Consider the following 26,918-nt stretch of genomic DNA (forward strand, 5'->3'; position numbering starts at 1 on the left):
TTCCACAACCTTGCGCGCGCCTAAACGCACGCATATTGTGAAATTATTTATTATTGTCGGGCGAGGCGGCCAGTGGCGGGGGAAAAGTCGCCGTTGCTGCGCCAGGGGTTGATATCCAGACCGCCGCGTCGCGTATAGCGGGCGTAAACGGAAAGCGATTCCGGCTGGCAGAAACGGAGAATATCGTTAAAGATGCGCTCGACGCACTGCTCATGGAATTCGTTATGGTGGCGGAAAGAAACCAGATAGCGCAGGAGCTGCTCGCGGTTGATTTTCGCCCCACGATACTGGATCTGCACCGAGCCCCAGTCCGGCTGGTGGGTGATCAGGCAGTTGGACTTCAGCAGATGGCTGACCAGCGTCTCTTCCACGATTTTGCCGCTGGCGGCGCCCTGCAGGTAGTCGGCGCTGAACTGATAGTTATCGATCTCGATATCCTGATCGTCGATGCAGGCGCCGTGCAGGTGGGCAATCGGCTGGCCTTCCAGTTCATCCAGCCGATACAGCGACACCTTGACCTCGCCCTGCGCGCAGACGCTCAGATCGCGGGTTAGCGTCTCTTCAACCTCCTGCCAGCTGGCGAAACGCGTCTGGTTGAAGCTGTTGAGATAGAGCTTAAAGCTTTTTGATTCCACCAGATTGACGGTGGTGTCGGGCAGTTCGACGTGGCCGACGGCCACCTGCGGCAGGCCTTTGCCGTTCAGCCAGGAGAGTTCGTAGAGCGTCCAGATATCGGCGCCGTGAAACGGCAGGTTGTCGGCATGCAGGCCAAGCGGGTCGCGGTTAAGGCTGCGCGGAACGCCCTGCAGCAGCGAGGCGTCATAGGTATCGCGGTAATCGGTTGATTTACCGAGCGTCAGGCCGGCCAGCGCCTGATGATTATCGTAAGAAGACATGTTTCACCATAGTAAAGCGGGTACACTATTACCCCAGTGTATCCTGTCTAACGTGAAGAGAGAAACCGGTGGACCATCAGACCGCAGAAGCGCTGCATGCTTTTACCCAACGTTATTGCGCCGCCTGGCAGCAGCAGCGCCACAGCCTGCCGCGCAGTGAAGAGCTTTACGGCGTTCCGTCGCCTTGCGTCGTCGACACCCAGGACGAGGCCGTTTTCTGGCAGCCGCAGCCGTTTTCGCTGGCGCAAAATATCAGTGCGGTTGAACGCGCCCTGGATATTGTGGTACAACAGCCGCTTCATTCTTATTATACCACTCAGTTTGCCGGCGATATGACCGGCCGGTTCGCCGGCGAAACGCTAACGCTGCTGCAGACCTGGAGTGAAGAGGATTTCCAGCGGGTGCAGGAAAACCTCATCGGGCACCTGGTGGTGCAGAAGCGGCTGAAGCTGGCGCCGACGCTGTTCATCGCTACCCTCGAGAGTGAACTGGATGTCATTTCCGTCTGTAATCTCAGCGGTGAAGTCGTCAAAGAGACCCTCGGCACCGCCAAACGCCTCACCCTTTCCCCCTCGCTTGCGGGTTTCCTCAACCAGCTTGAGCCGGTGCTGTAATCCAGTCTGCCTGGTCATTTGTGAGAGATCTCTTACAAAACCTGTAAGAGATCATCATCATTTAAGGCAAATTTAATCCAATCTTTTTTTGTTAAGTTATTGGTATTAAATTAGATCTTAATTTTTTCGTCCTTTTGAGTGGGGACTAATCTTAAGAGATTGTCTCAAGAAGGGTTGTAAGAAGAGGCAGAATCAGTGATCCTATGTCTGTCGACAGGAAGTCGCGAAATGAAGCGAACATCAGGATGATGGCGCTTCTGCAGGACCCGCCAGGATGGCGTTGCAAGGACAGGCTTCAGGATGAAGCAAGGATAACGCAGGATCGCGTAATGGACACCTCCAGGATGGAGAATGAGAGCCGCTCAGGATGAACGGTGGATCAGGAAGATCGGGACAAACTTAAGGATAAGTCATTTCACATCGGGGTGGTGTGAAAGCAGGATGCACGAGTTTATGGATGAACATGGTCAGGAGACCTCAGGAAAAGTTTTCAAGGACGAGCAGGGAGCACCAATGTAGCGGGAATGCTGCAAAACGAACCGGGAGCACTGTTTATACAGTGCTCCCTTTTTTTATTTCTCCTGCGGATTTGCTATCCTGCGCCCGGTTTTTAACTCATCGAGGTTTCCCCCATGACTCTTCACGATAGCGTGCGCGATCGCCTGCGCGCCATTGAAGCCCTGCTGCGCGAAACAGAGCACTGGCAGGAGACGGCGCCGGACAGCAGCGCCTTCGCCAGCGATAAGCCGTTTTGCCTGGATACCCTGGAGCCGCTGGAGTGGCTGCAGTGGGTCCTGATCCCGCGTATGCATCAGCTGCTGGAGAGCGGCCAGCCGCTGCCGCAAAATTTCGCCGTTGCGCCGTATTACGAAATGGCGCTGGATCAAGCCCACCCGGTTCGCGAATCCATGCTGGCGGAGCTGCTGCTGCTGGACGCGCTGTTTGCCGGTGAGCAGGCCTGATGCTGGAGATAATCTACCAGGACGACTGGCTGGTGGCGGTCAACAAACCGTCGGGCTGGCTGGTGCACCGCAGCTGGCTCGATCGCGATGAGAAAGTGGTGGTGATGCAGACCGTGCGCGACCAGATCGGTCAGCACGTTTTTACTGCCCATCGCCTCGACCGGCCCACCTCCGGCGTCCTGCTCATGGGACTGTCAAGCGAGGCGGGTCGGCTGCTGGCGCAGCAGTTCGAGCAGCATCAGATCCAGAAGCGCTACCATGCGATCGTCCGCGGCTGGCTGATGGAAGAGGCGCTGCTCGATTATCCGCTGGTGGAAGAGCTGGATAAAATCGCCGATAAGTTCGCCCGCGAAGATAAAGGCCCGCAGCCGGCGGTGACCCATTATCGTGGTCTGGCGACGGTAGAGATGCCGGTCGCTACCGGGCGTTATCCCACCACGCGCTACGGGCTTGTGGAACTGGAGCCGAAAACCGGCCGCAAGCACCAGCTGCGCCGCCATCTGGCCCACCTGCGTCATCCGATCCTCGGCGACAGCAAGCACGGCGATCTGCGGCAAAACCGCAGCGCCGCGGAGCATTTCGGCTGCCACCGCCTGATGCTGCACGCCAGCGAACTGTCGTTAACTCATCCCTTTACCGGTGAGCCGCTGACCCTGCGCGCCGGTTTTGACGACGTCTGGATGCGTGCGCTGTCGCAGTTTGGCTGGCGCGGGCTTCTCCCGCTAAATGAAAGGGTTGAGTTTGCCGACGACTGCGGTCAGGATGAAGAGAATAAGGACAATCCTGGGAGATAATAGCATGGCGGAAGTCGGAATTTTTGTCGGCACCATGTACGGCAACTCGCTGCTGGTTGCGGAAGAAGCAGAAGCGATCCTCAGCGGACTGGGACACAAGGCTACCGTGTATGAGGATCCGCAGGTCAACGACTGGGAATCCTATACGGGGAAGTATGTGCTGGTGGTCACCTCCACCACCGGGCAGGGCGATCTGCCGGACAGCATCGTCCCGCTGTATGAGGGCATCAAAGATATGTATCAACCTCACCTGCGCTACGGCATTATCGCGCTGGGCGACAGCACCTACGCCAACTTTTGCGGCGGCGGCCTGAAGTTCGATCAGCTACTGCAGGAGCAGGGCGCGAAGCGCATCGGCGAGATGCTGAAGATTGACGCCAGCGAAGATCCGGAGCCGGAGAGCGTCTCTAATCCATGGGTTGAGCAGTGGGCTACCCTGCTAGAATAAAAGCGCTGCCCTCTCCCTACGCAGAGGGCGCCCTTTCAAGCTGTCGCGGCCAGATACGCGGACAGCAAAAGTGTAGCCCTTTTCGGGCCGCACGCCTTCAGGCAAATGCACAATATCCTTAGCAATATCATGGGTTAAGCTAGCCAGTTTCACCGCGTCAAGAGAGGTATTTCACACTCCGGCTCTTTTTGCTGCCCTTTTGACCACCCGCGGCGCTGGTTTTTCATTTCCGTGAACTTCCCCCCATTCTTTCAGGCATACGCCATAAACCACCTGCAATAGCGGCATAAAAGCTGTGTAGATGCACGGTGAGCCGCGGTGTGCCTCTTCATATACTGCTCCAGCCAGTGACAAATGCAGTGCCAGATATAACGACAACTATCAAAACACGACCACGTCATTCTGATTACCCTACAGGTTGTGCTGTTCAGAATGAACGTAGCTAAACGCTATGATTCAGGAGTACAACAATGAGTTCATTAAGTCAGGCGGCGACGGCGGCTGAAAAGCGCACCAATGCCCGCTACTGGATAGTGGTGATGCTGTTTATCGTCACCTCTTTTAACTATGGCGACCGGGCGACGCTGTCGATCGCCGGTTCGGAAATGGCCAAAGATATCGGCCTGGATCCGGTGGGGATGGGGTATGTCTTCTCCGCGTTCTCATGGGCTTATGTCATCGGCCAGATCCCGGGCGGCTGGCTGCTCGACCGCTTCGGTTCGAAGCGCGTCTATTTCTGGTCGATCTTCATCTGGTCGATGTTTACCCTGCTGCAGGGCTTCGTCGACATCTTCAGCGGCTTTGGCATTATCGTCGCGCTGTTTACCCTGCGTTTCCTCGTTGGCCTGGCCGAATCGCCGTCGTTCCCGGGTAACAGCCGTATCGTGGCCGCCTGGTTCCCGGCGCAGGAGCGCGGCACGGCGGTGGCGATCTTCAACTCCGCTCAGTACTTTGCCACCGTTATCTTCGCGCCGATCATGGGCTGGCTGACGCATGAGGTGGGCTGGTCGCACGTCTTCTTCTTTATGGGCGGCCTGGGGATTGTGATTAGCTTTGTCTGGCTGAAAGTGATCCACGATCCGAACAACCATCCGGGAGTAAACAAGAAGGAACTGGAATATATCGCCGAAGGCGGCGCCCTGATCAACATGGATCAAAAGAGCAGCGCGCAGAAGGTGCCGTTCAGCGTCAAAATGGGCCAAATCAAGCAGCTGATCGGATCGCGGATGATGATCGGCATCTATATCGGTCAGTACTGCATTAACGCCCTGACCTATTTCTTTATTACCTGGTTCCCGGTTTACCTGGTGCAGGCGCGCGGCATGTCGATCCTCAAAGCGGGGTTTGTCGCCTCCGTTCCGGCGGTGTGCGGGTTCGTCGGCGGGGTGCTGGGCGGGGTGATCTCTGACTGGTTAATGCGCCGCACCGGCTCGCTGAACATTGCCCGCAAAACGCCGATAGTACTGGGGATGCTGCTCTCCATGACCATGCTGATGTGTAACTATGTCAACGTGGAGTGGATGGTGATTGGCTTTATGGCGATGGCCTTCTTCGGCAAAGGGATCGGCGCGCTTGGCTGGGCGGTGATGGCGGATACCGCGCCGAAAGAGATTAGCGGTCTTTCCGGCGGCCTGTTCAACATGTTCGGCAATATCTCCGGTATCGTCACTCCGATCGCTATCGGCTATATCGTCGGCACCACCGGCTCGTTCAACGGGGCGCTGGTTTACGTCGGCATCCATGCCCTGGTGGCAGTGCTGAGCTACCTGGTGCTGGTGGGCGACATCAAACGTATTGAACTGAAACCTGTAGCGGGACGTTAATCATGACTACCCAATCCAGCCCGATTATTACAGAGATGAAGGTCATTCCGGTGGCCGGACACGACAGCATGCTGCTGAACATCGGTGGGGCACATAACGCCTGGTTTACCCGCAATATCGTGGTGTTGACCGATAACGCCGGCAACACCGGCGTGGGCGAAGCCCCTGGCGGTGAGGTTATCTACCAGACGCTGCTGGCGGCGATCCCGCAGGTGGTAGGTCAGGAGGTCGCCAGGCTGAATCGCGTGGTGCAGCAGGTACACAAAGGCAATCAGGCGGCGGATTTCGACACCTTTGGCAAAGGGGCGTGGACCTTTGAACTGAAAGTCAACGCGGTAGCGGCGCTGGAGGCCGCGCTGCTCGATCTGCTCGGCAAGGTGCTCAATGTGCCGGTCTGCGAGCTGCTGGGGCCGGGCAAGCAGCGTGATGCCGTCACCGTGCTGGGCTACCTGTTCTATATCGGCGATCGGCAGAAAACCGACCTTGGTTATCTGGACCATACGCCGGGCGATCACGAATGGTATCGCCTGCGCCACCAGCAGGCGTTGAGCAGCGAAGCGGTGGTGCGCCTGGCGGAAGCCGCTCAGGATCGCTACGGTTTCAAAGATTTTAAGCTGAAGGGCGGCGTGCTGCCCGGCGAGCAGGAAATTGACACCGCCCGGGCGCTGAAAAAGCGCTTTCCGGACGCGCGCATCACCGTCGATCCTAACGGCGCATGGCTGCTGGATGAGGCGATCGCCCTGTGCAAAGGGCTGCAGGATGTTCTGACCTACGCCGAAGATCCGTGCGGCGCCGAGCAGGGTTTTTCCGGCCGGGAGGTGATGGCCGAGTTCCGCCGCGCCACCGGGCTACCGGTCGCCACCAATATGATCGCCACTAACTGGCGCGAGATGGGTCATGCGGTGATGCTCAACGCCGTCGATATTCCCCTGGCGGACCCGCACTTCTGGACGCTCTCCGGCGCGGTACGGGTGGCGCAGCTGTGCGACGAATGGGGGCTGACCTGGGGCTGCCATTCCAACAACCATTTTGATATTTCCCTGGCGATGTTTACCCACGTCGGCGCCGCGGCGCCGGGTCAGCCCACCGCCATCGACACCCACTGGATCTGGCAGGAAGGCGAGGCGCGCCTGACCAAAAATCCGCTGCAGATTATTAACGGCAAGATTGCCGTGCCAGACGCGCCGGGACTCGGCGTGGAACTTGACTGGGAGCAGGTGCGCAAAGCCCATGAGGCCTATAAAGCGCTGCCGGGCGGCGCACGCAACGACGCGGGCCCGATGCAGTACCTGATCCCCGGCTGGACATTCGACCGCAAACGTCCCGTTTTCGGCCGCCACTAATTACAAAAGGATGATGCTATGACGACTTTCTCTTCCACGCCCGTTGTCACCACCATGCAGGTGATCCCGGTTGCCGGCCATGACAGTATGCTGATGAATCTGAGCGGGGCCCACGCTCCGTACTTCACCCGCAATATCGTGATTATCAAAGATAACGCCGGCCATACCGGCGTCGGTGAAATTCCGGGGGGCGAAAAAATTCGCCAGACTCTGGAGGATGCCATTCCGCTGGTGGTGGGCAAAACGCTGGGCGAGTATAAAAACGTGCTCGGTGCGGTGCGCAATCAGTTCGCCGACCGTGACGCCGGCGGCCGCGGCCTGCAGACCTTTGACCTGCGCACCACCATCCACGTGGTGACCGGAATCGAAGCGGCGCTGCTGGACCTGCTGGGCCAGCACCTTGGGGTCAACGTCGCCTCGCTGCTCGGCGATGGACAACAGCGCAGCGAAGTTGAAATGCTGGGCTACCTGTTCTTTATCGGTAACCGCCACGCCACGCCGCTGGCCTATCAGAGCCAGCCGGATGAACAATGCGAGTGGTATCACCTGCGCCATGAAGAGGCGATGACGCCGGATGCGGTGGTCCGCCTCGCGGAAGCGGCGTATGAAAAATATGGCTTCAACGACTTTAAGCTGAAGGGCGGCGTGCTGGCCGGTTTTGAAGAGGCCGAAGCGATCGGCGCCCTGGCGAAGCGCTTCCCGAATGCCCGCGTGACCCTCGATCCGAACGGCGCCTGGCTGCTTGAAGAAGCCATTCAGATTGGCAAGCAGCTGAAGGGAGTGCTGGCCTATGCGGAGGATCCGTGCGGCGCTGAGCAGGGCTTCTCCGGCCGCGAAGTGATGGCGGAGTTCCGTCGCGCGACGGGCCTGCCGACCGCCACCAATATGATCGCTACCGACTGGCGGCAGATGGGCCATACGCTCTCCCTGCAGTCGGTGGATATCCCGCTGGCGGACCCGCACTTCTGGACCATGCAGGGATCGGTTCGCGTGGCGCAGATGTGCCATGAGTTTGGCCTGACCTGGGGTTCGCACTCTAATAACCACTTCGACGTGTCGCTGGCGATGTTCACCCACGTTGCGGCTGCGGCGCCGGGCAAGATCACCGCTATCGATACCCACTGGATCTGGCAGGAGGGCAATCAGCGTCTGACCAAACAACCGTTTGAAATTAAAGGCGGAATGGTGCAGGTGCCGAGCACGCCGGGTCTGGGGGTTGAGCTGGATATGGACCGCGTAATGCAGGCAAATGAGCTATATAAGAAACATGGTCTTGGCGCCCGCGATGATGCGATGGCGATGCAGTACCTGATCCCGGGCTGGACCTTTGACAACAAGCGTCCATGCATGGTGCGCTAAAAGGCCGCCGGCCTCTGCGGGGGCCGGCATTGCGCGATAGCCACAAGGGTTAGCTCAGAGTAAGGACTGCAGATGAAAATAGTGATCGCACCGGATTCCTGGAAGGAGAGCCTGAGCGCGCTGGAAGTAGCCAGTGCGATAGAGCAAGGCTTTCGCGAGATTTATCCTGACGCGGAATATGTCAGGCTGCCGGTTGCCGACGGCGGGGAAGGGACGGTGGAAGCCATGGTGGCGGCGACCGGCGGGCATCAGGTTCCGCTGACGGTGACCGGGCCGCTGGGGGAGCCGGTAGAGGCATTTTATGGGCTGTCCGGCGATCGCCAGTGCGCCTTTATCGAAATGGCGGCGGCCAGCGGGCTGGAAAGCGTTCCCCCGGCGCAGCGTAACCCGCTGCTGACCACCTCCTGGGGCACCGGGGAGCTCATCCGCCATGCGCTGGACGCTGGTGTGCGGCAGATCATTATTGGCATTGGCGGCAGCGCGACCAATGACGGCGGCGCCGGCATGGCGCAGGCGCTGGGGGCGAAACTGCTGACCGCCGACGGTCAGCAGATCGCGCCAGGGGGCGGTGCGCTGGAGACGCTGGCGCGCATCGATCTTAGCGAGCTGGATCCACGGCTGGCAGATTGTCGGATTGAAGTGGCCTGCGACGTTACCAACCCGTTGACCGGCCCGCAGGGCGCCAGCGCGGTATTCGGCCCGCAAAAAGGGGCGACGGCGCAGATGATTGACCGGCTTGACGGCGGCCTGCGGCACTATGCCCGGATCATCGCCCGTGATTTAGATTGCGACGTGCTGAGCCTGGAAGGCGGCGGCGCGGCGGGCGGGATGGGCGCGGCGCTGTATGCGTTTTGCGGCGCTCAGCTGCGCCCGGGCATTGAGATTGTCACCGATGCGCTGCAGCTGGCGGAGCGGGTGGCGGATGCTGATTTAGTGATCACCGGCGAAGGGCGTATCGACAGTCAGACTATCCACGGTAAGGTGCCGGTGGGGGTGGCCCGGGTGGCGAAGCGATTTAACGTACCGGTGATCGGGATTGCCGGCAGCCTGACCGCCGATGTCGGCGTCGTGCATCAGCACGGGCTGGATGCGGTATTCAGCGTGTTGTACACCATCTGCACTCTGGATGAAGCGCTGGCCAATGCCGCCGCCAATCTGCGGATGACGGCGCGAAACGTCGCCGCGGTTTTGCAGATGGGCGGTAAGCTGTAATTGAGGGATCCCGGCTGGCGCAGTGGTATTTGTAGCCCGGATAAGGTGCGTAGCACCGCGATCCGGGAACCATCCCCGGTGGCGCTTACGCTTACCGGGGCTACCAACCGAATACCGGACCGTAGGGCGTAGCCCGGATGAGGCGCATAGCGCCGCTATCCGGGGTTTACACTCCCATCCGGCACGCTTCGCGCGCCACATTGTCCATCTCATCTAACAGCTCAAGCAGCTCCGGCTCCAGATCCTCGGCGGCGGTGCCTGCGCGCAGCTGGCTCTCCAGGGTGTGGCACAGCTTTTTCAGCCGCGGCACGCCGCTGTAGCTGCAGCTGCCATGCAGTTTGTGGATCAGATCTACCAGCCCTTCCGGCTGCTCGCCAACCAGTTGCTCTTCCACTTTGTTACGTACCTCCGGCATAAAAGCGATCAGCATCTGCAGCATCTCCCTCGCCAGATCTGGCTTCATCGCCGCCTGGCGCAGCGCCAGCTGCCAGTCGAGCGTCTGGTTATGGTCGATGACCGGCTCTGTGGGCGGTATCGCCGCTGGGGCGATGCTGTGTACTCCGGGCTGATAGCGCAGCAGCAGGGCGTGCAGTTTCTCTTCTTCGATCGGCTTCGCCAGATAGTCGTTCATGCCGGCGCTCAGGAGCTTCTCGCGCTGGCCCTCCAGGGCGTGTGCGGTGACGGCGATAACCGGCGTTAGCTGGTGATGCGGCAGATGATGGATAAGCTCACAAGCGCGGATGCCGTCCATATCCGGCATCTGAATATCCATCAGGATCAGATCCATCTGCAGTTGCTTGGCCTTGTCCACCGCCTGCTGGCCGCTGTCGCAGAGGATCACCTGCTGCACAAGGTCATCCAGCAGGGCGCCAATGAGCTTCAGGTTTGCCGGGTTGTCGTCGACGGCCATCACGGTCATCGGCAGCTTATGGCTGTCGGCCTGCGTCAACGGCGCGGAGGCTGTCGCATGATTGGTGGCCACCAGCGCTGGCAGTAAACGGGTGGTGGTGAGCGGTTTCAACAGGCAGGCGGCGACGCCATCGCGTTTCAGGGCTTCGGCGCTAACCTGGGCATGACACGGCAGAGCCAGCAGTACGTTGTCTGACATCGCGCAGGCTTTGGCTAATTTTTCCCGGTGCGGTGACAAATCGCGCATTGAGACCGGGATACCGACCAGCAGAATGTCGTACTGGGCTTCCGCCAGCGAGGAGAAGGTGGGGCTGTAGATCACCTCCAGCGGCGTGGCGGCCAGCATCTCCAGCGTGCACTGCGCCGCCGTCGCGTTGGCTTCCACATAGGCCAGACGCTTGCCCGCCAGCCCGTCGGTATTCAGCATATCCGGGATGGCGTTCGGGTTGAGATCGAGGTTGATATGGAACCAGAAGGTGGAGCCGCGGTTCGGCTGACTGTGAAACGAGATATCGCCGCCCATCTCCTTGACCAGACGCTGGGTGATCACCAGCCCGAGCCCGGTGCCGCCGTGGCGGCGTGAAATACTGGCATCGGCCTGACGGAAGGCCTGGAACAGCCGGGACTGATCGCGCTCGGGGATGCCGATGCCGGTATCGTGGATCTGAATTTCGATCTGCACCCGCGAATTACTGATGGCCCGCTGCTCCACCAGCACGTCGATATTACCGTGCTCGGTAAATTTGATGGCGTTGCCCACGAGGTTGGTCACAATCTGCTGCAGACGCAGCGGGTCGCCGATGACGTTATCCGGCACGTTGTTCTTAATGTTCAGCGTCAGCTCCAGCCCCTTATCATGCGCGGAATGCGCCAGCAGGGTGACCACCTCATCAAGCGAGGTGCGCAGCAGGAACGGAATGCTCTCCAGGATCAGCTTCCCGGCTTCCAGCTTGGAAAAGTCGAGCACATCATTGATGATCGCCAGCAGATTATTGGCCGAGCGTTCGATGGTGGTCAGGTGGTCGCGCTGCGTGGCGTTGAGATCGGTTTTCAGCGTCAGGCGGGTAAAGCCGATCACCCCATTGAGCGGGGTGCGCAGTTCGTGGGACATATTGGCCAGGAATTCAGACTTAATGCGCGCCGCCTCCTGGGCGCGCTTTTTCGCCAGGTCCAGTTCGACGTTCTGAATCTCCATCTGCTCAAGGGTTTCCCGCAGATCGGAGGTGGCCTGGTCGACGTTGTGCTGCATCTCCTCATGGTACGCCGCCAGCGACATGGCCATCGAGTTGATGCCGTTTTTCAGCATATCCAGCTCGCCGAGCATAAAGCCCTCGACCCGACTGTCCAGCTGCCCACGGCGGATGCGGTCGACGGTATTGACCATATTGCGGATAGGGCCGGTGACGTCGCGCATCAGGCGCCAGCCGAAGATCAGCGCAATGCCGATGCAGAACAGCATCATCACGCTGGAGATGAAAATCTCTTTGTACTGCTGCAGGCGGACCGATTTCAGATCCAGCTCCAGCGCGACGTAGCCCAGCATATTGCCCGGCATTTTGGCATCGGATTCGGGGAATTCATCCGGCGAATAACTTTCCGAGACGATCGGCGTGCGCAGGATCATCATGTCGCCGTCGCGGATGACGCTGAGACGACGGGGAAACGCCTCGCCTTTTGGGATCTGCAGGTCGCTGGGGTTGAGCTGGTAATTGGAGGTGACAAACAGGCGGTTATGCGAATCGTACACCGAGATGGCCCGCACGATCTCCGAGTGGCGACGATGCAGAACGCTGATCAACTGGCCGATGGATTCGCGGTTTTGCAGATTCATGCCATATTCGCTGGAGACCGCCAGCGGCTCAATAATGCTGGTGCCGGCGTCCTCCAGCTGACGTTGCAGGTCGTTATAACGGTGAGCGACAAAGAAAACACTGAGCAACAGCCCTATCAGGACGGTTGGCGCCAGAATCAGAATCATCATGCGAGCACGCAGGCTGTAGTTGGTCATGCGGTTCCATTATGGGAGAATATAGACATCATCGTTCGGTGCGCGTCGGTGCGCTTCGCGGCGCTGCCGCTCTGAACGAGCTCGTTTTATTTGATTGAGACAACTCTCTACGATGGCGCAATTCTACTCTGCAAAACGGCGTGTGACGACGCGCCAGATCATAACCGTTACAGTCAACGACCTCGATCCCTTTGGCCAGGGCGTGGCCCGCCACCAGGGGAAAGCGCTGTTCGTCGGCGGCGTGCTGCCGCAGGAGCAGGCTGAGGTGGTGCTGGTGGAAGACAAAAAGCAGTACGCCCGCGCTCAGGTAAAACGCCGTCTGACCGACAGCCCGCAGCGCCAGGCGCCGCGCTGCCCCCATTTTGGCGTTTGCGGCGGTTGCCAACAGCAGCATGCCAGCATCACGCTTCAGCAGCAAAGTAAACGCGCCGCGCTGGCGCGCCTGATGAAGCGCGAGGTGGATGAGATCATCGCCGGCGAGCCGTGGGGCTATCGCCGTCGCGCGCGCTTAAGCTTGAATTATCAGCCAAAGACCCAACAATTGCAGATGGGTTTTCGTCAGGCCAGCGACAAAGCGATCGTCGATGTGGTGCAGTGCCCTGTTTTGGTGCCCCAACTTGAGGCGCTGCTGCCCGCCGTGCGCGAGTGCTTAAGCGCGCTGAGCGCATTACGCTGCCTTGGCCATGTCGAGCTGGTGCTGGCGGACAACGGCCCACTAATGGTGCTGCGCCATACCGCTGCGCTGCCGGCCGCTGACAGGGAAAAACTGGAACGTTTTTCGCAAACTCACGGTCTTTCCCTGTACCTCGCGCCGCAAAGCGAGATACTGGAACATATTCACGGCGAAGCGCCATGGTATACCTCAGACGGACTACGCTTAGTGTTCAGTCCGCGGGATTTTATCCAGGTCAACGACGGCGTGAATCAGCAGATGGTGCGTACCGCGCTGGCGTGGCTGGATCTGCAGCCCGAAGACCGGGTGCTGGATCTGTTCTGCGGGATGGGCAATTTTACCCTGCCGCTGGCGACTCGCGCCGCCCACGTGGCCGGGGTGGAAGGGGTGCCGGCGCTGGTGGAGAAGGGGCGGGAAAATGCCGCCCTCAATGGTTTATCCAATGTCACCTTCTTCCATGAAAATCTGGAAGAGGATGTCACCCGCCAGGCCTGGGCGAAGCACGGCTTTGATAAAGTGCTGTTGGACCCGGCCCGCGCCGGCGCGCCGGGCGTGATGCCGCATATTATAAAACTGGCGCCGCGGCGGGTGGTGTATGTTTCCTGCAACCCGGCGACGCTGGCGCGAGACAGCGAAACCCTGTTGCAGGCTGGATATCAGATTCAACGCCTGGCGATGCTGGATATGTTCCCGCATACCGGTCATCTGGAATCAATGGTGTTGTTTGAGCGCAGGCTTACATAAGGTCATTCACAACGTCGCAGAAGAGCCGCCCCGGCCATCAATGCTGACGCGACCTGCAGGATGACATGTAGAAAGTTGAGGCTTGCCGACTTCGGCAGGCCGGTCCCTTAAGGAGAGGACAATGGTTGCGGTAAGAAGTGCACATCTTAATAAAGCTGGTGAATTTGACCCGAAGAAATGGATCGCGAGTCTGGGGATTTCCAGCCAGCAGTCGTGTGAGCGCTTAGCCGAAACCTGGGATTATTGTCGCGAAAAAACGCAAGGACACCCGCTGGCGGACCTGCTGCTGTGGCGGGGCGTCGAAATGGTGGAGATCCTCTCCACCCTAAGTATGGATATCGATACCCTGCGCGCGGCGCTGCTGTTCCCGCTGGCCGACAGCGAAGTCGTCAGCGAAGCGGTTATGCAGGAGAGCGTGGGTAAATCGGTCGTGACCCTGATTCACGGGGTACGGGACATGGCCGCCATCCGTCAGCTGAAAGCTACTCATACCGACTCAGTATCTTCCGAGCAGGTGGATAACATTCGCCGCATGCTGCTGGCGATGGTGGACGATTTCCGCTGCGTGGTGATCAAGCTTGCCGAACGTATCGCGCATCTGCGCGAGGTCAAGGACGCGCCGGAAGATGAGCGCGTGCTGGCGGCGAAAGAGTGCACCAATATCTATGCTCCCCTGGCGAACCGCTTAGGTATCGGCCAGCTGAAGTGGGAGCTGGAAGATTACTGCTTCCGCTACCTGCACCCGGCAGAGTACAAGCGTATTGCCAAACTGCTCCACGAACGCCGTATCGACCGCGAGCATTATATCGACGAGTTCGTCGGCCACCTGCGGGCAGAAATGAAAGCCGAAGGGGTCAAGGCCGAGGTCTATGGTCGGCCGAAGCATATCTACAGCATCTGGCGCAAAATGCAGAAAAAACACCTCGCCTTTGACGAGCTGTTTGACGTTCGCGCGGTGCGCATCGTGGCCGAGCGGTTGCAGGATTGTTATGCCGCGCTGGGGATCGTTCATACTCACTACCGTCATCTGCCGGATGAGTTCGATGATTACGTGGCCAACCCGAAACCCAACGGCTACCAGTCTATCCACACCGTGGTGCTGGGGCCGAGCGGCAAGACGGTGGAGATTCAAATCCGCACCCGGCAGATGCATGAAGACGCCGAGCTGGGCGTGGCCGCGCACTGGAAGTACAAAGAGGGCGCGGGAGCGGGTACCAGCGGCGGTCGCGGCTATGAGGACCGTATCGCCTGGCTGCGCAAGCTGATTGCCTGGCAGGAAGAGATGGCCGACTCCGGCGAAATGCTCGACGAAGTGCGCAGCCAGGTCTTTGACGACCGGGTGTATGTCTTTACGCCGAAAGGCGACGTGGTGGACCTGCCGGCGGGGTCGACGCCGCTCGATTTTGCCTACCATATCCACAGCGACGTCGGTCATCGCTGCATCGGCGCTAAAATCGGCGGCCGCATCGTGCCGTTTACCTATCAGCTGCAGATGGGCGATCAGATCGAAATTATTACCCAGAAGCAGCCGAACCCGAGCCGCGACTGGCTCAACCCTAACCTCGGCTACGTTACCACCAGCCGCGGACGCTCCAAAATTCACGCCTGGTTCCGTAAGCAGGATCGCGACAAAAACATTCTTGCCGGCCGGCAGATCCTTGATGACGAGCTGGAGCATCTGGGCATCAGCCTGAAGGATGCGGAAAAGCACCTGCTGCCGCGCTACAATTTCAACGAGCTCGATGAACTGCTGGCGGCCATCGGCGGCGGCGATATCCGTCTCAACCAGATGGTCAACTTCCTGCAGGCGCAGTTCAATAAACCGAGCGCCGCCGAGCAGGATGCGGCAGCGCTGAAGCAGCTGCAGCAGAAAACCTATGCTCCGCAGAACCGCACCAAGGATAATGGCCGGGTGGTGGTGGAAGGGGTTGGCAATCTGATGCACCATATTGCCCGCTGCTGCCAGCCGATCCCGGGCGATGAGATCGTCGGCTTTATCACTCAAGGGCGCGGGATTTCCGTGCATCGCGCCGACTGCGATCAGCTCGCTGAACTGCAGTCGCATGCCCCGGAGCGCATCGTCGATGCGGTATGGGGCGAAAGCTACTCGGCGGGATATTCGCTGGTGGTCAGGGTGGAGGCGAACGATCGCAGCGGGTTACTGCGCGATATCACCACCATCCTCGCCAATGAGAAGGTGAACGTGCTGGGCGTTGCCAGCCGCAGCGATACCCGTCAGCAGCTGGCCACCATCGATATGACCATCGAGATTTACAACCTGCAGGTGCTGGGCCGGGTGCTCGGTAAGCTGAACCAGGTGCCCGATGTGATCGACGCGCGTCGTCTGCACGGCGGTTAATTCGTCTCCAGGCCGGATAAGGCGAAGCCGCCATCCGGCAATTTCGCAACGTCGGATAAGGTCGAAAGGCCTTATCCAGCCGACTTTTTTTTTGAATTTCCAGGATTGTCACATGACTCAAATTGACCGCTTGCTCGGCATCATGCGCCGCCTGCGCGACCCGGAAAACGGCTGCCCGTGGGATAAAGAGCAGACCTTTGCCACCATCGCTCCCTATACCCTCGAAGAAACCTATGAAGTGCTGGACGCTATTTCGCGAGAGGATTTTGACGACCTGCGCGGTGAGCTGGGCGATCTGCTGTTCCAGGTGGTGTTCTATGCGCAGATGGCGCAGGAAGAGGGACGTTTTAACTTTGACGATATCTGCGCCGCCATCAGCGACAAGCTGGAGCGCCGCCATCCCCATATTTTCGCTGATGCCACCGCGGGAAACAGCAGCGAAGTCCTGGCCCGCTGGGAGCAGATCAAAAGCGCGGAGCGGGCGGAAAAAGCCCAGCACTCGGCGCTGGACGACATTCCGCATAGCCTGCCGGCGCTGATGCGCGCGCATAAAATCCAGCGTCGCTGCTCGGCGGTCGGTTTTGACTGGACCTCGCTGGGCCCGGTGCTCGACAAAGTGCATGAAGAAATTGATGAAGTGATGCATGAAGCGCAGCAGGCGGTGGTGGATGAAGCGAAACTGGAAGAGGAAGTGGGCGATCTGCTGTTCGCCACGGTGAATTTATCCCGCCATTTAGGGGTCAAAGCCGAGGTGGCGCTGCAAAAAGCGAACCGCAAATTCGAGCGGCGCTTTCGCGAAGTCGAGCGCATTGTCGCCGCCCGCGGCCTGGAAATGACCGGCGTCGACCTCGATACCATGGAAGAAGTATGGCAACAGGTAAAACGCCAGGAAACTGATCTCTAACGAGTTTTCGTGATCAAGCGCGATTTGTGTGATTTTATAAATAACAAGCGCTTGATTTACGTCAAAAACATTTCGCCAAAAGCGTCTATTTTCTCTTTCCGTTATGTCGTTGAAACACCATGTAGCCTGCCTCTTCGAGTTGTTCGGGTCGCAACACAGGTGCAACTTGAAGAACGAAGGGGAGGGGAAGAATGAAAGTTTGTGGCGTCACGCATGTTCGGGTATACTACTTTCCCGTCCTGGTTATTCCATCGTTTTACCCTAACTTCTCAGGTTCAGCATGACAACGAACTATATTTTTGTGACCGGCGGGGTCGTATCCTCTCTGGGTAAAGGCATTGCCGCAGCCTCCCTGGCAGCCATTCTTGAAGCCCGTGGTCTCAACGTGACCATCATGAAACTGGATCCGTATATCAACGTCGATCCGGGCACCATGAGCCCAATCCAGCATGGGGAAGTGTTCGTTACTGAAGACGGCGCAGAAACCGATCTGGACCTGGGCCACTACGAGCGTTTCATCCGCACCAAGATGACTCGTCGTAACAACTTCACCACCGGTCGAATCTACTCCGACGTGCTGCGTAAAGAGCGCCGTGGCGACTATCTGGGCGCAACCGTACAGGTTATTCCGCACATCACCAACGCCATTAAAGAGCGCGTACTGGCTGGCGGCGAAGGCCATGACGTGGTGCTGGTGGAAATCGGCGGTACCGTAGGCGATATCGAATCCCTGCCGTTCCTCGAAGCTATTCGTCAGATGGCGGTAGAGATCGGCCGCGAGCATACCCTGTTTATGCACCTGACTTTAGTGCCGTACATGGCCGCCGCCGGTGAAGTCAAAACCAAACCGACTCAGCACTCCGTGAAAGAGCTGCTCTCCATCGGTATTCAGCCTGACATCCTGATTTGCCGCTCCGATCGCGCGGTTCCGGCCAACGAACGGGCGAAAATTGCTTTGTTCTGTAACGTTCCGGAAAAGGCTGTTATTTCTCTGAAAGACGTCGATTCCATTTATAAAATTCCAGGCCTGTTGAAATCTCAGGGGCTGGACGATTATATTTGTAAACGATTCAGCTTAACTTGTCCGGAAGCAAACCTGGCCGAATGGGAACAGGTAATCTATGAAGAAGCCAATCCGGCAGGCGAAGTCACCATCGGCATGGTCGGTAAGTACATTGAACTGCCGGACGCCTACAAGTCGGTGATTGAAGCGCTGAAACACGGTGGTCTGAAAAACCGCGTTACCGTCAACATCAAGCTGATCGATTCGCAGGATGTGGAAACGCGCGGCGTCGAAATCCTCAAGGATTTAGATGCTATCCTTATCCCGGGCGGCTTCGGCTACCGCGGTGTGGAAGGTAAGATCGCCACCGCGCGCTATGCGCGTGAGAACAATATTCCTTATCTGGGCATTTGCCTGGGTATGCAGGTTGCGCTGATTGAATTCGCGCGCAATGTAGCGGGTATGGAAAACGCCAACTCGACGGAATTTGTGCCAGACTGTAAATACCCGGTTGTGGCCCTGATTACCGAATGGCGTGACGAAGATGGCAACGTTGAAGTCCGCTCCGAGAAGAGCGATCTGGGCGGCACCATGCGCCTGGGCGCGCAGCAGTGCCAGCTGGATGAGGATTCTCTGGTACGCCAGCTGTACGGCGAGCCGACCATCACCGAGCGCCATCGTCACCGCTACGAAGTCAACAACATGTTGTTGAAACCGATTGAAGCTGCCGGTCTGCGCGTTGCGGGCCGTTCCGGGGATGATCAGTTGGTCGAGATCATCGAAGTGCCGAACCATCCGTGGTTTGTGGCCTGCCAGTTCCACCCGGAGTTTACTTCGACGCCGCGTGATGGACACCCGCTGTTTGCCGGCTTTGTGAAAGCCGCCAGCGAGTACCAGAAACGCCAGGCGAAGTAAAAAGAGTTAGAACGGCAATGCACCCATCCGGGTGCATTGTTTGTCTGGAGTTTTAGTTTAACTTGTACTGAGGAAAACCTAATGTCCAAAATCGTTAAAGTCATCGGTCGTGAAATCATCGACTCCCGTGGTAACCCGACTGTTGAAGCCGAAGTACACCTGGAAGGTGGTTTCGTCGGTATGGCAGCTGCTCCGTCAGGTGCTTCTACTGGTTCCCGCGAAGCGCTGGAACTGCGCGATGGCGACAAATCCCGTTTCCTGGGTAAAGGCGTAACCAAAGCTGTTGCTGCGGTAAACGGCCCGATCGCTCAGGCAATCCTGGGCAAAGATGCCAAAGATCAGGCTGGCATCGACAAGATCATGATCGACCTGGACGGTACTGAAAACAAATCTAACTTCGGTGCGAACGCAATCCTGGCCGTTTCTCTGGCGAACGCCAAAGCAGCTGCTGCCTCCAAAGGCCTGCCGCTGTACGCGCACATCGCTGAACTGAACGGCACTCCGGGCAAATACTCCATGCCGGTTCCGATGATGAACATCATCAACGGCGGTGAGCACGCTGACAACAACGTCGACATCCAGGAATTCATGATTCAGCCGGTTGGCGCGCCGACCCTGAAAGAAGCAGTACGCATGGGTTCTGAAGTGTTCCATCACCTGGCGAAAGTGCTGAAGTCCAAAGGCATGAACACTGCCGTTGGTGACGAAGGCGGCTACGCGCCGAACCTGGGTTCCAACGCCGAAGCGCTGGCTGTTATCGCTGAAGCGGTTAAAGCAGCAGGCTACGAGCTGGGCAAAGACATCACCCTGGCGATGGACTGCGCAGCGTCTGAATTCTACAAAGACGGTAAATACGTTCTGGCCGGCGAAGGCAACAAAGCGTTCACCTCTGAAGAGTTCACTCACTTCCTGGAAGAGCTGACCAAACAGTACCCGATCGTCTCCATCGAAGATGGCCTGGACGAATCTGACTGGGAAGGTTTCGCTTACCAGACCAAAGTACTGGGCGACAAAATCCAGCTGGTTGGTGACGACCTGTTCGTAACCAACACCAAGATCCTGAAAGAAGGCATCGAAAAAGGCATCGCTAACTCCATCCTGATCAAATTCAACCAGATCGGTTCTCTGACCGAAACTCTGGCTGCTATCAAGATGGCGAAAGACGCTGGCTACACCGCTGTCATCTCTCACCGTTCTGGCGAAACTGAAGACGCGACCATCGCCGACCTGGCTGTGGGTACCGCTGCAGGCCAGATCAAAACCGGTTCTATGAGCCGTTCTGACCGCGTTGCTAAATACAACCAGCTGATTCGTATCGAAGAAGCGCTGGGTGAGCAAGCGCCGTTCAATGGTCGTAAAGAGATCAAAGGCCAGGCTTAATCCTGTCCTGATGAAATAACCATGCCAGCCTTCGGGCTGGCATTTTTTTTATACCTGCGGCCATTATTTAAAGTCGACGGCCATTTGCTGAGGAATCGACAGCCCGCGGGTGGTTTCCACGCAGCGGTCGATGTAATCGGTAAAGCGCGGCGGTTTTGGCATCCCCATGCTCAGCAGCTTGTCGTTGCTAAAGCGCACGTTCAGCGTGGCGAACGCGCCATATAAGCGCATCGCTTTCAGCATCAGTCGCTCATTGCACGGCCCAAAAATTCCTTTCAGTTCGCGACGCATTTTGACCAGCGTTTCATAACTCACCTGGGCGTACTTATCTCCCACCGGCGCCTGCTCCAGCGCCAGGGCCATCGCCCGGTCGATGTCGGCAAACTTCACGCTGTTCTCCTCACCGGCAGAGATATGCACTACCTCGCCGTGGGCCAGCGGCTGGTTAAGCAGCATCAGCAGGGCGTCGGCGCAGTAGTCCACCGGGATAACATCGATTCGGTCCTCCATCGCGCACATAAATTTCTGCAGCATCAGTCCCATGCTGAATACCCAGAAAATACTGCTGGAAGGCCGGCAGCCGTGATGAGTATGGCCCACCACAATAGAAGGGCGGGCAATGACCAGCGGTAGCGTAGGGCAGTGCTGCTGCATCAGTTGCTCGATGGCCGATTTCGAGTGGGTATATTCCACCAGATGCTCGGCGCGCTGCCGAAACTCCGCGCTCTCGGCGACCAGCGAATCCGGCTCCGGTGAGCAGGACATTGCGGTGCCGACGTGGAGAAAACGCTGCAGACCCGCCACCTGCGCCATCCGTTGCGCCAGACGCAGCGTACCCGTAACGTTAACCTTCCAGATGAGCGGGTTGCTGCCAAACGAGGCGACAGCGGCGCAGTTGAGAACATGGGTGACTTGCTCAAGCCGCGGATCGTTAAGAAAATGCTCCGGAGAGGCGAGATCGCCCAGCAGGATCTGCTGCAGTCGCAGCATCGCCAGTTTCTCCTCGGCGATGTTGAACTTACGCATGTTTTCCTTGACCCGTTCCAGGCCTGCCTCGGGGCTGTTGGCACGCACCAGTAGCAGCAGATCTAATTGGCTATCCTGATGGAGTATTTTCTCTAACGCCGCGCCGCCCAGAAAACCGGTGACGCCGGTAATGAATAATGTGGTCATAAACGCTATCTCATTATGGTTGGTCTGCGGGATTCTAGGAGGGCCAAAGTAAACGACGATTAAATAAAAAATGGCGGGCAGCAGGACTTTATTAAGAGGGGCTTAAGCTTATTTTCGGCGGCGGATTGGATTCGACTCTCAGACCAGGTAAATAATTCACTCTTTCATGTATCAATTTGTACATGCATGTATTTAAACATGTTTTTATTTTTCCACTGACGTTTTTTATGCTCTGGTATATAACACGAAAAACATCTTCTGTTACATCTTTCTTCGCTGCAGTACGCTCCGCTGTTTATTTAAATCCTTACCACACTAATGAAATAAACGAAAACAGATGCATACTTTTAATTAACAATGAATAACGTCCGGGGTGAGAAAGCGACCCCGTGAGGGAAAAACGATCGCAGCGCAGGACAAGACCTGGACAGTGAAATCTGCGATAATAAGCGTTTATCACCCTAAACAGAGATGACTATGCAGTACCCGATTAACGAGATGTTCCAGACCCTGCAAGGCGAGGGTTACTTCACCGGCGTGCCTGCCATTTTTATTCGTCTGCAGGGATGCCCGGTAGGATGCGCGTGGTGTGACACCAAGCATACCTGGGACAAACTGGCCGATCGGGAAGTGTCGTTGTTCAGCATCCTGGCGAAAACCAAAGAGAGCGATAAGTGGGGGCCGGCAAGCAGTGAAGATCTGCTGGCGATTATCGGTCGTCAGGGGTGGACTGCCCGCCACGTGGTCATTACCGGCGGTGAGCCCTGCATTCACGACTTAACGCCGTTAACCTCGCTTCTGGAACAAAACGGCTTTAGCTGTCAGATTGAAACCAGCGGCACCCATGAAGTGCTTTGCAGCCACAACACCTGGGTGACGGTTTCCCCGAAGGTCAACATGCGCGGCGGGTATGACGTGCTGTCTCAGGCCTTGCAGCGGGCGGATGAGATCAAGCATCCGGTAGGGCGCGTCCGCGACATCGAAGCGCTGGACGAACTGCTGGAAACGCTGAGCGATGACAAACCGCGGATCATCGCCCTGCAGCCGATCAGTCAGAAAGAAGACGCGACGCGCCTGTGTATCGACACCTGCATCGCCCGCAACTGGCGCCTGTCCATGCAGACGCACAAATATCTGAATATCGCCTGATAAAAAAGCCCGGTAGCATACTGACCGGGCTTTTTTTCGCTTACTCGCCGCGATAGACGCAGCCGGCGGTGCAGGTCTCTTTCACCATCACCGCGCTCAGCAGCGGGACTCGCGGTTTCATCTCATCCCAGATCCATTTGGCCAGCACTTCGCTGGTAGGGTTTTCCAGACCGGGGATATCGTTCAGATAATAGTGGTCCAGGCGATCGTAGGTCGGCTTGAAGGCGGCCTTCAGCTCGGCGAAATCCATGATCCACCCGGTATGGGGATCGACTTCACCGGTTATCTCCAGACGCACCATAAAGGAGTGGCCATGCAGGCGACCGCATTTGTGTCCTTCCGGGACGTGCGGCAGGTGGTGGGCGGCTTCGAAGGTGAAATCTTTAAACAGCGTGGTGGACATCATTGACTCTCAACAGGACGAAAAAAACCGCCGTAGGGTACCGGAAAGTACATTTTTTCGCATTAACTAAAACGGCCCTGAACAGAAAATCGACACATTTATCTGGGTTAAGTCCATAAAGTTTCGATATTTCAGATGGTTATTTAATCGATTTTGTTGTTAATAACTACAACTAAAACCGGTTAGTCCATTTGGTTATTTATTATTTCCATCCCTTCTTTAATTGTTACTATGCCCGCCGTTAACCTTCTATTCTCTTCTGTTTTTGTCGCGCTGACAGGGTGCGAATAACAGCTTTGCTTACTGGAACAAACGACGCATGACGACACAGGCCCCACCTTCCAACTTGCTGCCGCTCAACCCGGAGCAACTGGCGCGCCTTCAGGCGGCCACCACTGACTTCACGCCCACTCAGCTCGCCTGGGTGTCTGGCTATTTCTGGGGCGTGCTGAATCAGCACTCTGGCGCAGCGGCAGCCGCTCCCGCCCCGGCCGCCGAGGTCCCGACGATCACGCTGATTTCCGCCTCGCAAACCGGCAACGCTCGCCGCGTCGCCGAAGCGCTGCGTGACGATCTGCTGGCGGCGAAGCTGAACGTGAAGCTGGTGAATGCAGGTGATTATAAATTTAAACAAATTGCTGCTGAAAAACTGCTGGTGGTCGTGACCTCCACCCAGGGGGAAGGTGAGCCGCCGGAAGAAGCGGTCGCATTGCATAAGTTTCTGTTCTCTAAAAAAGCGCCGAAGCTGGACGGAACCGCATTCGCCGTCTTTGGCCTCGGCGATACCTCTTATGAATTCTTCTGCCAGTCCGGCAAAGATTTCGACAGCAAGCTGGCCGAACTTGGCGCGGAACGCCTGCTCGATCGCGTCGACGCCGACGTTGAATATCAGGCTGCGGCCGCTGAATGGCGCGCGCGCGTCGTTGAGGTGCTGAAGGCTCGTGCGCCGGTCGCCGCGCCCGCTCAACTGGCCGCCAGCGGCGCAGTGAACGACATTCATACCAGCCCATACACCAAAGAGGCTCCGCTAACGGCGACCCTGTCGGTCAACCAGAAAATCACCGGCCGCGATTCAGAAAAAGATGTACGCCATATCGAAATTGACCTCGGTGATTCCGGTCTGCGCTATCAGCCGGGTGACGCGCTGGGCGTCTGGTATCAAAACGATCCTCAGCTGGTGAAAGAGCTGGTGGAGCTGCTGTGGCTGAAAGGCGACGAGCCGGTAACCGTCGAGGGCAAAACCCTGCCGCTGGCGGAAGCCCTGCAGTGGCATTTTGAGCTGACGGTCAACACCGCCGCTATCGTTGAGAACTACGCCACCCTGACCCGCAGCGAATCGCTGCTGCCGCTGGTGGGCAATAAAGCTCAGCTGCAGCAGTATGCCGCCGCGACGCCGATCGTCGATATGGTCCGTTTCTCACCCGCGCAGCTGGACGCTGAGGCGTTAATCGGTCTGCTGCGCCCGCTGACGCCGCGTCTGTACTCCATTGCCTCCTCGCAGGCGGAAGTGGAGAGCGAAGTGCATGTCACCGTGGGCGTGGTGCGCTATGACATTGAAGGCCGCGCCCGGGCTGGCGGCGCCTCCAGCTTCCTCGCCGACCGCGTGGAAGAGGATGGCGAAGTCCGCGTCTTCATCGAGCACAATGACAACTTCCGTCTGCCGGCAAACCCGGAGACGCCGGTGATCATGATTGGCCCGGGCACCGGTATTGCGCCGTTCCGCGCCTTCATGCAGCAGCGCGCAGCGGACGGGGCGCCAGGTAAGAACTGGCTGTTCTTCGGCAACCCGCACTTCACTGAAGATTTCCTCTATCAGGTGGAGTGGCAGAGCTATGTAAAAGAGGGGCTGCTGACCCGTATCGATCTGGCCTGGTCCCGCGATCAACAACAAAAAATCTATGTGCAGGACAAACTGCGTGAGCAGGGGGCCGAGCTGTGGCGCTGGATCAATGATGGCGCCCACATTTATGTCTGCGGCGACGCCAATCGTATGGCGAAAGACGTGGAACAGACTTTACTGGAAGTGATTGCCGAATACGGCGCGATGGACGCCGAAGCGGCGGACGAATTTTTAAGTGAGCTGCGCGTTGAGCGCCGTTATCAGCGAGATGTCTACTAATGAGCGAAAAACATCCGGGGCCTTTAGTGGTCGAAGGTAAACTGACCGATGCCGAGCGTATGAAGCTCGAGAGCAACTACCTGCGCGGCACCATTGCGGAAGATTTAAACGACGGTCTGACCGGCGGTTTTAAAGGCGATAACTTCCTGCTGATCCGTTTCCACGGTATGTACCAGCAGGACGATCGCGATATCCGCGCGGAACGCGCCGCTCAGAAGCTGGAGCCGCGCCATGCAATGCTCCTGCGCTGCCGTCTGCCGGGCGGGGTGATCACCACCACCCAGTGGAAGGCGATCGATAAGTTTGCCGCCGAGAACACCATTTACGGCAGTATTCGCCTGACCAACCGGCAGACTTTCCAGTTCCACGGCATTCTGAAAAAGAACGTCAAGCCGGTGCATCAGATGCTGCACTCGGTGGGGCTGGACGCGCTGGCCACCGCCAACGATATGAACCGTAACGTGCTGTGCACCTCCAACCCGTACGAGTCGCAGCTGCACGCCGAGGCCTACGAGTGGGCGAAAAAGATCTCCGAGCATCTGCTGCCGCGCACCCGCGCCTATGCCGAAATCTGGCTGGATCAGAAAAAGGTCGCCACCACTGACGAAGAGCCGATCCTCGGTCAGACCTATCTGCCGCGTAAGTTTAAAACCACGGTGGTGATCCCGCCGCAGAACGATATCGATCTGCACGCCAACGACATGAATTTCGTGGCGATCGCCGAAAACGGCAAGCTGGTGGGCTTTAACCTGCTGGTGGGCGGCGGTCTGTCTATCGAACACGGTAACAAAAAAACCTACGCCCGCACGGCGAGCGAATTCGGTTATCTGCCGCTGGAGCATACTCTGGCGGTGGCGGAAGCGGTCGTGACCACCCAGCGCGACTGGGGTAACCGTACCGACCGTAAGAATGCGAAAACCAAGTACACCCTTGAGCGCGTTGGCGTCGAAACCTTCAAGGCGGAAGTGGAGCGCCGGGCAGGTATTAAGTTTGAGCCGATCCGCCCCTACGAATTCACCGGCCGCGGCGACCGCATCGGCTGGGTGAAGGGGATTGATGATAAATGGCACCTGACGCTGTTTATTGAAAACGGCCGCATTCTGGATTATCCGGGGCGCCCGCTGAAAACCGGTCTGCTGGAGATTGCTAAGATCCATCAAGGTGAATTCCGCATCACCGCCAACCAGAACCTGATCGTCGCCAGCGTACCGGAAGATCAGAAGGCGCGGATCGAGAAGCTGGCGCGGGATCATGGCCTGATGAATGCCGTCACCCCGCAGCGCGAAAACTCGATGGCCTGCGTCTCCTTCCCGACCTGCCCGCTGGCGATGGCGGAAGCCGAGCGTTTCCTGCCGTCGTTTATCGACAAGGTGGAAGGGGTGATGAGCAAGCACGGCGTCAGCGATGAGCATATCGTCACCCGCGTCACCGGCTGCCCGAACGGCTGCGGTCGCGCGATGCTGGCGGAAGTGGGGCTGGTGGGGAAAGCGCCAGGTCGCTATAACCTGCACATCGGCGGTAACCGCAGCGGCACCCGCATCCCGCGGATGTACCGGGAGAACATTACCGAGTCGGAAATTCTCGACTCGCTAGACCAACTGGTAGGGCGCTGGGCGAAAGAGCGCGAAGCGGGTGAAGGCTTCGGCGACTTTACGGTGCGTGCGGGCATCATTCGCCCGGTGCTCGATCCAGCCCGCGATTTCTGGGAGTAACATCCTGGTGCCCGGT

Annotated in this window: 20 protein-coding genes; 16 read left to right on the plus strand and 4 right to left on the minus strand. The window is 58.0% G+C overall.

The genetic code is table 11. The features are described 5' to 3' along the window. Nucleotides 1–50: 50 nt before the first annotated feature. Entirely contained in the window at nucleotides 51–896 is an 846-nt protein-coding gene (gene queF / locus ACLEXF_RS17195; RefSeq protein WP_017899188.1) for an NADPH-dependent 7-cyano-7-deazaguanine reductase QueF, read from the minus strand. Nucleotides 897–964: 68 nt separating this feature from the next. Between queF and syd the strand changes: the two genes are divergently transcribed. The 8 genes from syd to ACLEXF_RS17235 all read left to right on the plus strand — a co-directional run bounded on the left by syd (nucleotide 965) and on the right by ACLEXF_RS17235 (nucleotide 9,451). Continuing rightward, a complete protein-coding gene (gene syd / locus ACLEXF_RS17200) occupies nucleotides 965–1,510 on the plus strand; it encodes a SecY-interacting protein (RefSeq protein ID WP_004205553.1) in 546 nt (181 codons plus the stop codon). Nucleotides 1,511–2,142: 632 nt separating this feature from the next. Beyond that, on the plus strand, nucleotides 2,143–2,472 hold the full coding sequence (locus ACLEXF_RS17205) for a YqcC family protein (RefSeq protein ID WP_002915249.1): 330 nt from the start codon (nucleotides 2,143–2,145) through the stop codon (nucleotides 2,470–2,472). Beyond that, complete coding sequence (gene truC, locus ACLEXF_RS17210) at nucleotides 2,472–3,266, plus strand: tRNA pseudouridine(65) synthase TruC (RefSeq protein ID WP_004205557.1); 795 nt, start codon at nucleotides 2,472–2,474, stop codon at nucleotides 3,264–3,266. Before ACLEXF_RS17205 ends, truC begins: the two co-directional genes overlap by 1 nt. A gap of 4 nt (nucleotides 3,267–3,270) precedes the next feature. Next, nucleotides 3,271–3,714 (plus strand): flavodoxin, encoded by a 444-nt coding sequence (locus ACLEXF_RS17215; RefSeq protein WP_004205560.1) that lies wholly within the window; start codon nucleotides 3,271–3,273, stop codon nucleotides 3,712–3,714. A 470-nt stretch (nucleotides 3,715–4,184) separates the two neighbouring features. Then, the gene (locus tag ACLEXF_RS17220) at nucleotides 4,185–5,537 is read left to right on the plus strand and encodes an MFS transporter (RefSeq protein ID WP_004205562.1); all 1,353 of its coding nucleotides are present in this window, start codon (nucleotides 4,185–4,187) and stop codon (nucleotides 5,535–5,537) included. A 2-nt stretch (nucleotides 5,538–5,539) separates the two neighbouring features. Beyond that, a complete protein-coding gene (locus tag ACLEXF_RS17225) occupies nucleotides 5,540–6,880 on the plus strand; it encodes an enolase C-terminal domain-like protein (RefSeq protein ID WP_023319020.1) in 1,341 nt (446 codons plus the stop codon). 18 nt (nucleotides 6,881–6,898) lie between these two features. After that, a complete protein-coding gene (gene gudD / locus ACLEXF_RS17230; RefSeq protein WP_407259609.1) occupies nucleotides 6,899–8,239 on the plus strand; it encodes a glucarate dehydratase in 1,341 nt (446 codons plus the stop codon). A gap of 72 nt (nucleotides 8,240–8,311) precedes the next feature. Continuing rightward, nucleotides 8,312–9,451 (plus strand): glycerate kinase, encoded by a 1,140-nt coding sequence (locus tag ACLEXF_RS17235; RefSeq protein WP_004205570.1) that lies wholly within the window; start codon nucleotides 8,312–8,314, stop codon nucleotides 9,449–9,451. A 166-nt stretch (nucleotides 9,452–9,617) separates the two neighbouring features. Here ACLEXF_RS17235 and barA read toward each other — a convergent pair whose 3' ends face one another. Beyond that, nucleotides 9,618–12,368, minus strand: a complete 2,751-nt coding sequence (gene barA / locus ACLEXF_RS17240; protein ID WP_407259610.1) for a two-component sensor histidine kinase BarA — start codon at nucleotides 12,366–12,368, stop codon at nucleotides 9,618–9,620. 112 nt (nucleotides 12,369–12,480) lie between these two features. Between barA and rlmD the strand changes: the two genes are divergently transcribed. The 5 genes from rlmD (at nucleotide 12,481) to eno (ending at nucleotide 20,346) form a co-directional block, all read left to right on the plus strand. Beyond that, complete coding sequence (gene rlmD / locus ACLEXF_RS17245) at nucleotides 12,481–13,785, plus strand: 23S rRNA (uracil(1939)-C(5))-methyltransferase RlmD (RefSeq protein WP_407259611.1); 1,305 nt, start codon at nucleotides 12,481–12,483, stop codon at nucleotides 13,783–13,785. A 121-nt stretch (nucleotides 13,786–13,906) separates the two neighbouring features. Beyond that, nucleotides 13,907–16,144: a GTP diphosphokinase gene (gene relA / locus ACLEXF_RS17250; RefSeq protein WP_004205575.1), complete on the plus strand. Its 2,238-nt coding sequence runs from the start codon at nucleotides 13,907–13,909 to the stop codon at nucleotides 16,142–16,144. A gap of 112 nt (nucleotides 16,145–16,256) precedes the next feature. Further along, the gene (mazG, locus tag ACLEXF_RS17255; RefSeq protein WP_004205577.1) at nucleotides 16,257–17,048 is read left to right on the plus strand and encodes a nucleoside triphosphate pyrophosphohydrolase; all 792 of its coding nucleotides are present in this window, start codon (nucleotides 16,257–16,259) and stop codon (nucleotides 17,046–17,048) included. 280 nt (nucleotides 17,049–17,328) lie between these two features. Further along, nucleotides 17,329–18,966, plus strand: a complete 1,638-nt coding sequence (pyrG, locus tag ACLEXF_RS17260; RefSeq protein WP_004205579.1) for a glutamine hydrolyzing CTP synthase — start codon at nucleotides 17,329–17,331, stop codon at nucleotides 18,964–18,966. Between the two features lie 81 nt (nucleotides 18,967–19,047). Then, nucleotides 19,048–20,346, plus strand: a complete 1,299-nt coding sequence (gene eno, locus ACLEXF_RS17265; RefSeq protein ID WP_002915213.1) for a phosphopyruvate hydratase — start codon at nucleotides 19,048–19,050, stop codon at nucleotides 20,344–20,346. Between the two features lie 63 nt (nucleotides 20,347–20,409). Here the strand turns inward: eno and ACLEXF_RS17270 are convergent, their stop codons facing one another. Continuing rightward, complete coding sequence (locus tag ACLEXF_RS17270) at nucleotides 20,410–21,519, minus strand: SDR family oxidoreductase (protein WP_243817601.1); 1,110 nt, start codon at nucleotides 21,517–21,519, stop codon at nucleotides 20,410–20,412. Between the two features lie 477 nt (nucleotides 21,520–21,996). Here ACLEXF_RS17270 and queE point away from each other — a divergent pair, with 477 nt between their 5' ends. Beyond that, nucleotides 21,997–22,668, plus strand: coding sequence for a 7-carboxy-7-deazaguanine synthase QueE (queE, locus tag ACLEXF_RS17275; protein WP_004205582.1), 672 nt, complete (start codon nucleotides 21,997–21,999; stop codon nucleotides 22,666–22,668). A 40-nt stretch (nucleotides 22,669–22,708) separates the two neighbouring features. Here the strand turns inward: queE and queD are convergent, their stop codons facing one another. Beyond that, nucleotides 22,709–23,074 (minus strand): 6-carboxytetrahydropterin synthase QueD, encoded by a 366-nt coding sequence (queD, locus tag ACLEXF_RS17280; RefSeq protein ID WP_004174641.1) that lies wholly within the window; start codon nucleotides 23,072–23,074, stop codon nucleotides 22,709–22,711. A 316-nt stretch (nucleotides 23,075–23,390) separates the two neighbouring features. Between queD and cysJ the strand changes: the two genes are divergently transcribed. Both cysJ and cysI read left to right on the plus strand, forming a co-directional pair. Next, nucleotides 23,391–25,190 (plus strand): NADPH-dependent assimilatory sulfite reductase flavoprotein subunit, encoded by a 1,800-nt coding sequence (gene cysJ / locus ACLEXF_RS17285; protein WP_407259612.1) that lies wholly within the window; start codon nucleotides 23,391–23,393, stop codon nucleotides 25,188–25,190. Beyond that, nucleotides 25,190–26,902: an assimilatory sulfite reductase (NADPH) hemoprotein subunit gene (gene cysI, locus ACLEXF_RS17290; RefSeq protein ID WP_004205585.1), complete on the plus strand. Its 1,713-nt coding sequence runs from the start codon at nucleotides 25,190–25,192 to the stop codon at nucleotides 26,900–26,902. The genes cysJ and cysI overlap by 1 nt, the downstream gene beginning before the upstream one ends. Nucleotides 26,903–26,918 lie beyond the last annotated feature (16 nt).

The sequence above is a fragment of the Klebsiella pneumoniae complex sp. WS1778 genome (assembly GCF_049472055.1).
Lineage (GTDB): Bacteria > Pseudomonadota > Gammaproteobacteria > Enterobacterales > Enterobacteriaceae > Klebsiella > Klebsiella quasipneumoniae.